This window comes from Nonlabens ulvanivorans (assembly GCF_000732625.1).
In the GTDB taxonomy this organism is placed as follows: Bacteria; Bacteroidota; Bacteroidia; order Flavobacteriales; family Flavobacteriaceae; genus Nonlabens; species Nonlabens ulvanivorans.
Genome location: NZ_JPJI01000032.1, coordinates 1,029,458 through 1,041,821, shown reverse-complemented (window position 1 = coordinate 1,041,821; position 12,364 = coordinate 1,029,458). Strand labels below are relative to the sequence as shown.

Genomic DNA, 12,364 nt, shown 5'->3' with positions numbered 1-12,364 from the left:
TATTACGCTTTCGCGAAAGCGTAAAACTGTCAATCTTATTTCTTATTATTACTTAATAACTCCATCAAATCTGGCTCTTGCCCTAGAAGAACTGCTTCACTATTAATACGACCTTCTAACGGCCCATTCTCTAGTTTTAATACACCACGTGGACACACGGCACTACAAATTCCACATCCTACACAACTAGCACGAACGATGTTTTCACCTTTTTGGGCATAACTGCGCACGTCAATTCCCATTTCACAATAAGTAGAACAGTTACCGCATGAGATACACTGACCACCATTAGTAGTAATTCTAAATTTAGAAAACAAACGCTGTTGCAGCCCTAATATCGCCGCCATAGGACAACCGAAACGACACCAAGCTCTATTACCTAAAATAGGATAAAAACCAGTCCCTATAACACCTGAGAACACTGCACCTATTAAAAATCCATATGCAGATTTTACTGCTCCATGATTAAAGAAAAACAGATTTTCTGTCCCAGCCATAAAGTGAATCCCTATAAAGGCTAGAATGGTAAATAGAAACCCTATAGCACCATAACGAGCATCTTGTTTTAACTCGTTTCTTCTGAATATCCATATCAAAGCAAATATTACAGTAAGCCCTACACCTACCAATATCAAAAAATTAGATTGAGTAAAAAAGGTCTCGTATTGTTTAACGACTGTACCATCTTCCCATATTTTATAGATATTGTTTTTAGGCAAATAGGAGTGAACAATCCCAACAGTAGAGATCACTGCAAAGACTAAAACGCTATGCACTAACCAACGTTCAATTTTCCAAGCACTGGTAGATTTATCAGACAGTTGACGGAAAGAATCTCCGGCAGTTTCTGCCAGACCACCACAACCACAAACCCAGCTACAATACCATCTTTTACCAAATTTGTAGGTTAGTATAGGAGTTATTACTAGTATAGAAGCAACACCAAATAATAACATCGTCATCCCAAGACTGCCATTTACTAATAATGCATTTACATTCCACTGTTCAAATAAATAATAATTAAGAGGCCAGACATTTTTCAAATCGTAGTATGGTAAATCTTTGGTGCTATTTAATCCAGCCATAATCTCTGGAATTAGAAATGCAAATGTGGTTTGAAAAAACATCACACTACCAGTACGAATCACCTCGTAACTATTATGACGATATTTTAAAATAAACTTGATACCAAATGATAAAATAGCGACCGTATACAAGGTTCCATAAACAAACCACTGACTCGCTGCTTGTCCTTTTAGCAAATACGATAATGGATCAAATAAGCCTATAAGACCAGTATTTGCCGCTCCATCGGTCCCTTGACCTAGAGTTGCAGGAAAGAAATATAAAACGATATAAAAAGAGGTGAGGAAGATAGCGAGTACCCAACCCCAAAAACCACGACTAGACAAGTCTTTAAACCACACACCATCATTTTTTATACCAGCCTGTTTATGAGCATACTGAGCTCTGGCAAAAGCGATAATACCACCAGAGATAAGTACTAGCGCAGCAGTTAACCAGGCACCTTTCCATGGTAGGTTAACATTAAAGAAGGCAAGTATTAGAATAAATAGACCTACCATACCTATAGCACTAGCTATCTTTTCTGTAGTATTTAATGCTTTAGGCGGCTCACCAGTTAAAGACATATTTCTTTGATATACACTCATAGTTATATAGTTTTCAATACTTAAAAACAAATGAATTTAAGATTGTGATATTATTAATTAAATTAGGCTTTAACGTGTTGACTAGATGAGAAAGCCTGTTTTATTTCTTGGAAAGGTCTCTTAAAAAACTCTGGATTAAAACAAGCTTTATTAAGATTTGCTACTACCTCATCTACTGTTTTAGATTCAGTTAACCATTGATCAAAAACTTGGTGTTTCATACGTATACCAAAGGTGTTAATACCTATAAATTTTCTCGTACCGAGGTCATATTCGATAGTAACTGCTCTTTTATTATCAGCATGCTGCCAGTGAAAATGATCATGTCCTTCTTTAGGCTTACTCCATACCCAACCATAGGTCTGATATTCAATATCAAAAAACTTTGCACTATTAAACCAGTGTCCTGGATTCCATTCTGTTGGGTTACCACATAAGGTTTGTGCAAGTGCTTCTCCCATCATTCTACCAGTATACCAAACAGCTTCAATAGGCTTACGCTCACCTACTGGATCTCTTTGCTGCGCACAATCACCTATCGCATAAACGTCTTTTACACTAGTTTCTAAATGACGATCAACCATGATACCACGTTGCAACTCAATACCCGAGTTTTCTAAGAAACTTATACGTGGCCTTACACCAGCGCACAGTCCTACGAAACCGCAGGGAATAGTTTCTCCTTTTTTAGTAATAACAGCCTTTACTTTACCAGCATCATCGGCTATGATCTCTGCCATTTCCTCTTCTTCTCTCAAATCAATGTGGTGTGATCTTACGTGACGCGAAATCATTTCGGCATTAGACATAGGTAAGACACCGCTCCAAAAGCCTTTTTCTCTTATTAAAAAAGTGACAGGTATTTGTCTAGATGCCATCATCTCTGCGAGCTCTACTCCTATTAATCCACCACCTATAATCACAGCTCTTTTACATACTTTATTGTTAGGAGCACTTATTTCTAGTTGTTCTAGATCTTGTCTAGACACCAGCCCTTGCACACCTTCTAAGTCCTGACCTGGCCATCCAAATTTATTAGAAATAGAACCTGTGGCAAGAATAAGCTTATCATACATAATATCTCTACCAGAGTTGAGATGAACTTTTTTTGCATCTGTTTCTACCGTGTGTACATAGTCATGCACTAATTCGATACGATTTTTTGCCCAAAAATCATTCTCATAAGGTTGAGTATGCTCAAATTTCATATGCCCCATGTAGACATACATCAATGCTGTACGAGAAAAGAAAAACTCAGACTCGGCACTGATGATTGTTATTCTTTTATCAGACAATTTACGGATATGTCTAGCTGCAGTAACTCCAGCGATACCATTTCCTATAATGACGATATGTTCCATAAGTGGTGATTTTAGTTGGTGACGACAAATTAAAGATTTGTTATCAGTTGTTGCTTTATGCATTTACCCTAGATAGTAGTACATAATTCCCTTTTAAGAGTCTTTGCATACTTTTTAGGATTATAAACCTCTTAAAGTGTAACTTTAACTAGTTGGCTCAATTATTGATTTTTGCCTACATGTACATTTGATAAATAGAATCTCAATTTAAACAATAATGCATAAAAGAGTTCACATAAACATCACATTTCTCATTTTACTGACATCATTAATGATGAGTGCACAACTAGATGTGTTTCAGCAACGTTCTCAATATGTTCTCAATTCATATGTGCGTGGTGGTCTAGTAGATTATAAAAATCTTAAAGAGGACACGAAAACTATTGATATTTTAAAAGAAAGTCTCTCAAAAACTAAGCTCGATGAGCTAAGCCCACAAGAACTTAAAGCCTTTTTAATTAATGCTTATAACATGACTGTCATTATTTCTATTGTAGAAAACTACCCTACATCATCAGTTATGGATATCAATGGCTTTTTTGATAAAATTAAACATCAGATAGCTGGAAAGTCTTTAACGCTCAATGATTTGGAAAAAAATTGGCTTTTTAAAAAATTTCCAGATGCAAGATTACATTTTGCTTTAGTGTGTGGTGCTATTTCTTGCCCACCACTTAAAGATACTATTTTTAACGGTCAGAATATCGAGTCTAGACTAGACAAAATAACTAAAACAACACTCAATAACTCTAAGTTCATAACCATTGACATGCATGAGAAAACAGCGTCTGTTTCTAAAATATTTGACTGGTATCAGTCCGATTTTAAGAAGTATAAGACAGTCTTAAATTTTATCAATAAGTATACGGATAAAACGATTCCAGCGGGCTTTAGTCTAGAATTTAAGAAATACGACTGGAGCTTGAATCAAAGTTAGGCTCTATATTTACAGCTCCACATAGAACATCATTTATGAGATCACTCTTTTATCTTTTATTATTAGTCACCATTACTTCTTGCAATGGTCAAGATTTACAGAAAGAAGAAAAAATTAATGGGATTACGTTAGTAGCAACTCGCAATCCTATAGACTCTACTGGCATTACACCTATTAAAAATTATAATGCAAATTATGCGGTTATTGTACCATATGCATGGATGCGCAGTTTAGAAGAGCCACAAGTGAACTATGAAGAAGAACGTGGTTGGTGGGGCGAGAAACCTACTGGTGTAAAAGCCACCATAAAACATATGAATGATCAAAATCTAGACGTATTACTTAAACCACAAATATGGATAGGTCGTGGATCATACACCGGTGAAATTAATTTAAAAACAGAAGATGATTGGAAAGTCCTAGAAGACAGCTACACAGATTATATCATGAAATTTGTAAATATAGCAGCTAGTGAAAATGTCGCAATGTTTTGTATAGGTACCGAATTAGATTCTTTTGTTGAACTAAGACCCCAATATTGGGATCAACTGATTCATAAGATTCGTAGTATCTACAAAGGAAAACTGACCTATGCAGGAAATTGGGATAGCTATAAAAACGTTCACTTTTGGGAGCAACTAGACTACATAGGCGTTGATGCTTATTTTCCCGTAAGTAAAGAAAAAACTCCTCATCCACTTACCATTCAAGAGTCATGGAAAAAATGGGTGGATGAGTTAAGCACGCTTTCGCGAAAGCTGAATAAAAAAATTCTTTTTGCTGAGTATGGATATATAAGTGCAGACTATGCTGGCCTTGAACCATGGAAAAATGCTGGTGAAGACCGATTAGAAAATCAAAAAGCACAAGCAATTCTTTTACAAGGTTTATATGATGCCGTCTGGAAAGAAGAATGGTTTGCAGGTGGTTTTTTATGGAAACACCATGCAGAAGATAGTAGACATCGCGACTTCTCAAAACGCTTTACAACACAAGGGAAAGAAGGTGAAAAGGTTGTAGCAAAAAATTATTTACAGATTAGAAATTAAAAATATGGCTCATTTAAAATCGATATTTACGGTATTTTTTATTGTTGCCATGGCTCAATTAAACCATGCTCAACTAGGTCAGAATAAAAAAGGATTCACACATCAAGACAGTTTACGTGGCTCGATCACGCCTGAACGCGCCTGGTGGGATATCACCTATTATGATCTCGATATAAAAGTTACACCAGCAAATAAATATATAGCTGGATCTAATACGATACATTATAAAGTACTGCAACCTAATAATGTCTTACAGGTCGATTTACAATCACCATTAAATATGACTAGGGCTGTTCAAGATGGGCGCGATCTTGAAATAAGACACGAGGGAAATGCTCACTTTATAAAACTGACTAGAGAACAATTGCCTGGTATGATTAACCAAGTTCAAGTTTTTTATGAAGGTAATCCTCGCGAGGCTAGAAATGCTCCTTGGGATGGAGGAATATCATGGAAAAAAGACAGAAATGGTAATGACTTTGTGGCTTCTTCTTGTCAAGGGTTGGGCGCTAGTGCATGGTGGCCTAATAAAGATCATATGTATCAAGAGGTTGATAGCATGGCTATACATGTTAATGTACCTAATCCACTCATGAATGTTTCTAATGGTCGATTGATTAAAACAGAACCTAAAGATGACAATACCACAACCTATCACTGGTTTGTAAAAAATCCTATTAATAATTATGGGGTCAATATTAACATAGGTGACTATGTTAATTTTAATGAAGTATATCAAGGAGAAAAAGGTGATCTAGATATGAATTACTATGTACTGCGTGACAATCTAGAGAAAGCTCAAGAACAATTTAAAGATGCCACAAGAATGATGGAAGCGTTTGAACACTGGTTCGGGCCTTATCCATTCTATGAAGATAGTTTTAAACTGGTTGAAGTTCCATATCTGGGCATGGAACATCAAAGTTCTGTGACGTACGGGAATCAATTTAGAAACGGTTATCTAGGCAGAGATTTATCTGGTACAGGTTGGGGAATGAAATTTGACTTTATCATCATACATGAATCTGGACATGAATGGTTTGCAAATAATATTACCAATAAAGATATCGCAGACATGTGGATTCATGAGAGCTTTACCGCTTATAGCGAAAGTTTATTCCTAGATTTTCATTATGGTACTACAGCAGCAAATGAATATGTGATAGGTACCAGACGCAGCATTAGAAATGATAGACCATTGATAGGTGAATATGACGTGAACCACGAAGGATCTGGCGACATGTATTACAAAGGTGCAAACATGATACATACCTTAAGAATGCTGGTGAATGATAAAGATCAATGGCGCAAAATATTGCGAGACATGAATAAAGTTTTCTATCACAGTACTGTCTCCACTCAAGATATTGAAGATTTTTTATCTCAATCTATAGGTCAAGATTTAGAAGGCTTTTTTAATCAGTATTTAAGAAATACCAAAATACCAAAACTGGTTCTCAAAAAGAAAAAAAACAAATTAAGTTATCACTGGGAAAATATAGTAGACAACTTTAAGTTACCCATACGCATTGTAATCGATGATGAAATAGTACTTATAAATCCAACAGCGTCAAAACAAGTTTTAAAACTACCTTCAGATAAATCTGTGATTCAAACAGATCCTGCCTACTATGTAGAATACAAGCTTAACTAAGATCCTTTAAACAAAGACCTATATTATCATAGTTAAACTGAAACCCAGCATCGATCAAGCGTTGCGGATACACATTACGACTTTTTAAAAGCAGCTCTGTTTCTGTTCCTATAATGGATGTCCCTAATTCTAGTAACCAAATAGGTTGCGAGATACCGAATGGTATATTCATAGATTTACGCAATTGCCTCATAAAATCTGCATTTGTTTCTGGCTTAGGTGCCGTGATGTTTACTACACCTTCCAAATCAGATTGAATTAAGAATTCAATAGACCTACAAAAATCATTGATATGAATCCAGCTTACAAACTGATTACCACGACCATTTTTACCGCCCATTCCTACTCTAGTAATAGCTTTCATTTTAGGCAATGCACCACCATCATTTCCTAACATGATTGAAGTTCTCAAAGCTACTTTGCGCACACCTTCAATAGTGGTTGAAAAGAATTCCTTTTCCCATGCCTTGCCTATTCCCATAGAGAAGTCGTCACCTATAATACCATTTTCTTCAGTATTCATTTGCGTTTCAGAATGGATGTAGATGGTTGCGGTACTTGCGTTTAAAAACACCTTTGGCTTGTTGATAGCATTGGTCATCGCTAAATTCAGAACTCTAGTGCTATCGATGCGCGAACTTAATATTACTTTTTTATTAGCATTAGTATATCTGCAATCTACTGACTTACCTGCGAGGTTGATGAGTACATCTGCATTTTCTAAATGGGCAGTCCACTCTCCTAGATCTTTACCATTCCAGTAAGTGGTTTGAGGATCACACTTTCGCGAAAGCGTAATCACCTCATCTCCTCTATTCTCAAAATATTGCGACAGTGAAATACCTAGAAATCCCGTGCCACCTGCGATAATTATTTTCATGATAAGATCATTAAAGTAAAAAGGATGAGTACTAAATTGCGATACAAGACCCAAGAAATAGTAGGCCACCAGCCGAGTTGCATGGATTTACAGCGACGCACGTGTTCCATTAACATCACACCTACTACCAGTCCAAATATACCTAGAAGCGCATAACCGCTCAAGGTTACAAAAGAAGTGAGCAATAACACAGGCAATAATAATACACCACCTAAAGCAGATACCGCACTCATGTTTCCTAAATAATCCCAACCGTTTTTAGGAGCGATGAACTGAATCATGATTCCTTGCCAAGCGATCTGTCCAAAACAGATAAAATACTCTATATACCACGGCGATTCAAAACCAAAATACTGTCCTACCAAACCGAAATAGCTATTGAGAACCACAGCGGTAAACCAAGCGCTCAATCCTATGAAAAGACTTCTATAAAATAAATTTCTATCTGGATTACAAGCGCGTTCTCCTTGATGAAGAGAAGTACCACCTACAATGACCTTGCGATTATAAGTAATGAGTTTATAGAGATATTTTAATGGTATAAAAAACAGTGGAAAGTATAAAATATCCTTAATCCAATGTTGTCCTTGAGACACTATATGAAACATAGCGTCCAGACCATATTTAGTTTCTTTAGTTTGTGTGTTATGCAGTGCGATTTCGTTGGTTGCTCTGTCCATATCTATATGCTTTGTGTGTTCTTCATTAATGATTTGATAAGGATCAATCGTATTTCCATCTACCATGTCAAGTTTAGTAAAGATGCTGCCATAAGCCGCGCACATGGGACAATGTTGATCTATGAGAAGTTTGTGATTTTTGATCATGATATAGCTATTTAGTGATTAGTGATAATTGTTCTTCATTCTCTATATAACATCTGTAAGAGATGTACATAAAGTAGATACCTAAAAGACCAGAAATTATCATCCCTAGAATAAATACCATTTCTTCCATATTAGAACTGAAGTGCACATAGTCTTTACCTACTAAGAACATAGTACCTAGTGTTAATGCGGTAAGCAATAAGTGTGATTTATTCATCCATTGTATAGAACTAGATGTTCTTTTATATTGACTGAGCAACCACAGACTACATACCACCTGAACCGCTCCAAGTGGTATCATAAATAACAGTCCGAAAAAAGGAATGAGAAATAAAAATAAATTGAGGATTATTAAGACCAGATTTACTCGATACATTGTTTTCATAATAGTATAGTTTTTAAACTTTCAGAAATAATTGAAAGTTTTATTGAAATAAAAAAGGCTAGGAAATCGCCTTGATTAATTTTTTCATGTAATTATTGTTATTGATTTTAGTCATTAAGTTGGTTAGGTTTTCCATTTGGTGTACAAAATCTGCAAGATCTGCAAGTAGTGTTTGGAAGTGAGCGACTTCTTTTTCATCACCTTCAATTTTAGTGTTGATGAGCTCGTTGAGTAATCGACGTACAGGTTCTAGCTCGCGTCTTTTACGTTCTTCCATAATATTTTGTGCGATGGTATGCACATCGTGTATCGCAACAAAAAACTCTTTGCGTTCCCCTAGCACTGTTTCTTTGCGCACCAGTCTCCAATTGATAAGTTCACGTACGTTGGTGTTCACATTACCTCTAGAGAGTTGTACTTGCTCCATAATCTCGTCAGTACTCAATCCATCTTGAGAAGAAAGTAACAAGGCATGTATTTGCGCCATAGACTTTGAGATTCCCCAAGAACTACCTAAAGAACCCCAAGCCTGTATAAATTTATATTTCCCTTCTTCTAATTTCATACGACAAATATACATTTATATTTTAAACTTTCAATAATTATTGAAAGTTTAGTTTAGATAATTTATTTAATGAGTTTTCGTTACTTTTATATAATGCGTATACTTTCCTTTCTTTTTGTTTTCATCCTAGGTATATCATGTACTGAAAAGGTAAAAGAACCTAAACCATTGATTGAGATATATGAGTTGAATAAATGGGTTGAGAGTTACGAATCTGTACCTTTGGATAGTGCAATGGTTCAAGCTTTCGAAGCGAATCAAACAGACACCACAGATTATCGGTATAGTGAAAGATATGGGTTATTAATTAATGGAGCTTTTAAGGCTTCAGTTAAGGATTTAAAAGAAAAACCATTAATTACAAATAAACAAATTAGAGGTTATGACTTCTCATCTAACTCAATTGTATTAGATTCAACAGCGACAACCAAACTAAATACTGACTTCAAATATAGACGAGCTAAACAACTAGTATTAACCTATAATAAAAATATTATATTGAACTTTTATAAATTCAGATTAATTTCTTCAGATGAAGTTGGTAATGCACCTTTCTTCTTTCAAACAAATGACATATTTCTAGAAGAAGATAATCCCACTTATAAACACTTCATTAAATTACGACATGGCCCTTTTCGAGATAACGATTGGGTAAACAACATCCCAGACCTCAAACAAGACACCGCGTTTTACAATGCTTTTAAAAGAGCCGGAAAGATTATAGCTGAGTAGTATCTTTACCGTATGAATAAGCAGCAAACCATCCTCAACACCATCAATTTTGTAAAAGAACAACTCCACAATGCTGAAGGTGGTCACGACTGGTTTCATATAGAACGTGTATGGAAAAATGCTAAGCTCATCGCAGCGCAAGAAGAAAACGTAGATCTATTAATCATCGAGCTAGGTGCACTACTCCACGACATAGCAGATTCTAAATTCCATGATGGAGATGATACGATAGGACCTCAAGTAGCTCGTAAATTTCTAGAAGAACAAAACCTATCTGAAGATATCATTCTACATGTAGAGAATATTATTAAATACATTTCTTTTAAAGGTGGACATCAAGAACAAAAATTTAAAAGCAAAGAGCTGGATATTATTCAAGATGCTGATAGACTTGATGCGCTGGGCGCAATAGGAATTGCACGCACCTTTAATTATGGTGGTTTTAAAAATAGAACAATCTATAATCCAGACATCAAACCAGATTTGAACATGACTGTAGAGCAATACAAAAAAAGTACTGCTCCTACACTCAACCATTTCTATGAAAAATTATTGCTTTTAAAAGACCGCATGAATACCTCAACTGGTAAACAACTGGCACATGAGCGTCATGATTATATGGAAGGTTTCCTCAATCAGTTTTATGCAGAGTGGAATGGCGGGGCCTAGACCTAGTTCTGACTACTAGACTTTTGTAACTGGCTGGTCTGGCACCATTTTAAATAATACTCATAGATCTCATCTATAGTAGCGCCATTACGCTTCTTCCAATAAATAGTGATATAAAACCATTGTAGTTTATAAACGCCTATTTCTTCATAACGTCTAGCACTGGTTTTTAACCATTTAGGAATCACATAATAGGTTCCGTGATCGTATAATCTATGGATTAAATCATAGTCTTCATAGATAGGAATCTCTGTATTATAGCCACCTATCTTTTCATATAACTCTTTAGTAATATACTGTGATTGATCACCACCACGACTGGCACGCCATGAGAATCTAGTAAACCACCCTATAATGATTAACCACCAATTCCAACTCATAAATCGCATACGGAAACAGCCTGCTGGATTTCCCTGAGAAACGGCTTGAATTATGTACTTATCATAATCTTGAGGCGGAAAAGAATCTGCATGAAGAAAATAAAGGATTTCACCATTTGCGATTTGCGATCCTGCATGCATTTGTGAACCACGACCTTTTGAGGCTGTATGAAACTGTAGTGATAGTGATGGATACGCTTTCGCGAAAGCGGAAACCTGACCATCTGTATTGTCTATACTATGACCATCTATGACAATGATTTCTATTGTATTGATATTACTTGATTTCTCAACCAAATGCGTCAATAACTGATAAATAGAATGCTCTTCATTAAGAACAGGTATAATAATGCTAATCATACTATAGCTACGATAAGGAAGTAAAAGTGGTTTTTATCTTATTGTTTATTTAAAGACCAATCATAATCCTTGTAAGATATGGAAGCATCTTTTAATATCGCACTATTTGCATATTTATTGATGTATTCGATAATGGTAACACCTGTGTCTGTAAAATCACTTTTATACCAGTCAAATATTTTACTCAAACGTGGATTTGCCAGATCAGACAAATCATTTTTATCTGAGTTAATAAATTCTGCAGCGGCTTTATCCATTAAGGAGTTCAAATTTGCAGCTGTAAAAGCAGTGTTTTGAAGTTTAGGACAGGAGAAACTAGCACAATTGATTGCAAAGTGAATGCGAGGATCACCCATTTTTTGCAATACATTTTTTTCTACTGCAGCAAGAGAATAAGCTTTATCATTAATCATTACATGCTCTACTAACCATACCTGACCTAGCGGTCCGCTAATGTCTTTAATACTTGCTGGCATATCATTTTCTAAAATTAAATCTACCGTTGCTGCGTTATATAAATTGATATAGTAAGCAAACTGTTCATTGATACTAGTCGCCTTAGTAGGTGCGTTGTTATTAAGATATTGCAAGTATTCATTAAGTGCATTGTGATCTTTTTTAAAAGCTTTGTAATCTACAAACCCTTTATCGTCCACATGTTTTTTTAATAAATCATCCCACGGCTGGTGATCTAAAACTGTACTAGTAGCATCTGTAATTTGCTCGCCACTATTTAAGCTGGTATAATTTAAATCCTTTCCGCCTACACAGGAAGAAAGGATAAATAATGATATGATACTGTATATAAATTTCATGATGTTTTACTCTTTAGATGATTGTAATATGTACGATAAAAACTGGAATGGAGTTTTGATAAGTATGCACAAAAGAT

General features: G+C 35.5%; 13 protein-coding genes. 5 read left to right on the top strand and 8 right to left on the bottom strand.

The annotated features are described in order from the left end of the window. Positions 1-35: 35 nt before the first annotated feature. Both IL45_RS11810 and IL45_RS11805 read right to left on the bottom strand, forming a co-directional pair. Positions 36-1,673, bottom strand: coding sequence for a 4Fe-4S binding protein (locus IL45_RS11810; protein ID WP_036584188.1), 1,638 nt, complete (start codon positions 1,671-1,673; stop codon positions 36-38). A 62-nt stretch (positions 1,674-1,735) separates the two neighbouring features. Beyond that, positions 1,736-3,034 carry an NAD(P)/FAD-dependent oxidoreductase gene (locus tag IL45_RS11805; protein ID WP_036584186.1) on the bottom strand — a complete coding sequence of 433 codons (1,299 nt, stop codon included), beginning with the start codon at positions 3,032-3,034 and terminating at the stop codon, positions 1,736-1,738. Positions 3,035-3,251: 217 nt separating this feature from the next. On the opposite strand from IL45_RS11805, the gene IL45_RS11800 reads away from it, so the two are divergent. From IL45_RS11800 to IL45_RS11790, 3 genes are read left to right on the top strand one after another with little or no spacing between them, the layout of a single operon-like run. After that, positions 3,252-3,971, top strand: coding sequence for a DUF547 domain-containing protein (locus IL45_RS11800; RefSeq protein WP_036584183.1), 720 nt, complete (start codon positions 3,252-3,254; stop codon positions 3,969-3,971). A gap of 35 nt (positions 3,972-4,006) precedes the next feature. Continuing rightward, positions 4,007-5,020, top strand: a complete 1,014-nt coding sequence (locus tag IL45_RS11795; protein ID WP_036584181.1) for a glycoside hydrolase family 113 — start codon at positions 4,007-4,009, stop codon at positions 5,018-5,020. A 4-nt stretch (positions 5,021-5,024) separates the two neighbouring features. Next, a complete protein-coding gene (locus IL45_RS11790) occupies positions 5,025-6,674 on the top strand; it encodes a M1 family metallopeptidase (protein WP_170062950.1) in 1,650 nt (549 codons plus the stop codon). Here the strand turns inward: IL45_RS11790 and IL45_RS11785 are convergent. The 4 genes from IL45_RS11785 to IL45_RS11770 all read right to left on the bottom strand — a co-directional run bounded on the left by IL45_RS11785 (position 6,667) and on the right by IL45_RS11770 (position 9,331). Then, positions 6,667-7,554 carry a TIGR01777 family oxidoreductase gene (locus tag IL45_RS11785; protein ID WP_051788723.1) on the bottom strand — a complete coding sequence of 296 codons (888 nt, stop codon included), beginning with the start codon at positions 7,552-7,554 and terminating at the stop codon, positions 6,667-6,669. The genes IL45_RS11790 and IL45_RS11785 overlap by 8 nt on opposite strands. Further along, positions 7,551-8,381, bottom strand: a complete 831-nt coding sequence (locus IL45_RS11780; RefSeq protein ID WP_036584179.1) for a hypothetical protein — start codon at positions 8,379-8,381, stop codon at positions 7,551-7,553. The genes IL45_RS11785 and IL45_RS11780 overlap by 4 nt, the downstream gene beginning before the upstream one ends. A 7-nt stretch (positions 8,382-8,388) precedes the next feature. Next, on the bottom strand, positions 8,389-8,682 hold the full coding sequence (locus IL45_RS11775) for a hypothetical protein (protein ID WP_036584177.1): 294 nt from the start codon (positions 8,680-8,682) through the stop codon (positions 8,389-8,391). Positions 8,683-8,824: 142 nt separating this feature from the next. Then, complete coding sequence (locus tag IL45_RS11770) at positions 8,825-9,331, bottom strand: GbsR/MarR family transcriptional regulator (protein ID WP_036584175.1); 507 nt, start codon at positions 9,329-9,331, stop codon at positions 8,825-8,827. Between the two features lie 93 nt (positions 9,332-9,424). Between IL45_RS11770 and IL45_RS11765 the strand changes: the two genes are divergently transcribed. After that, the gene (locus IL45_RS11765) at positions 9,425-10,063 is read left to right on the top strand and encodes a hypothetical protein (RefSeq protein ID WP_036584172.1); all 639 of its coding nucleotides are present in this window, start codon (positions 9,425-9,427) and stop codon (positions 10,061-10,063) included. 12 nt (positions 10,064-10,075) lie between these two features. Continuing rightward, on the top strand, positions 10,076-10,732 hold the full coding sequence (locus IL45_RS11760; RefSeq protein WP_036584169.1) for an HD domain-containing protein: 657 nt from the start codon (positions 10,076-10,078) through the stop codon (positions 10,730-10,732). 2 nt (positions 10,733-10,734) lie between these two features. Here the strand turns inward: IL45_RS11760 and IL45_RS11755 are convergent, their stop codons facing one another. Further along, positions 10,735-11,472 carry a TIGR04283 family arsenosugar biosynthesis glycosyltransferase gene (locus tag IL45_RS11755; RefSeq protein WP_036584167.1) on the bottom strand — a complete coding sequence of 246 codons (738 nt, stop codon included), beginning with the start codon at positions 11,470-11,472 and terminating at the stop codon, positions 10,735-10,737. A gap of 38 nt (positions 11,473-11,510) precedes the next feature. After that, complete coding sequence (locus IL45_RS11750; protein ID WP_036584165.1) at positions 11,511-12,287, bottom strand: DUF547 domain-containing protein; 777 nt, start codon at positions 12,285-12,287, stop codon at positions 11,511-11,513. Positions 12,288-12,364: the final 77 nt, after the last annotated feature.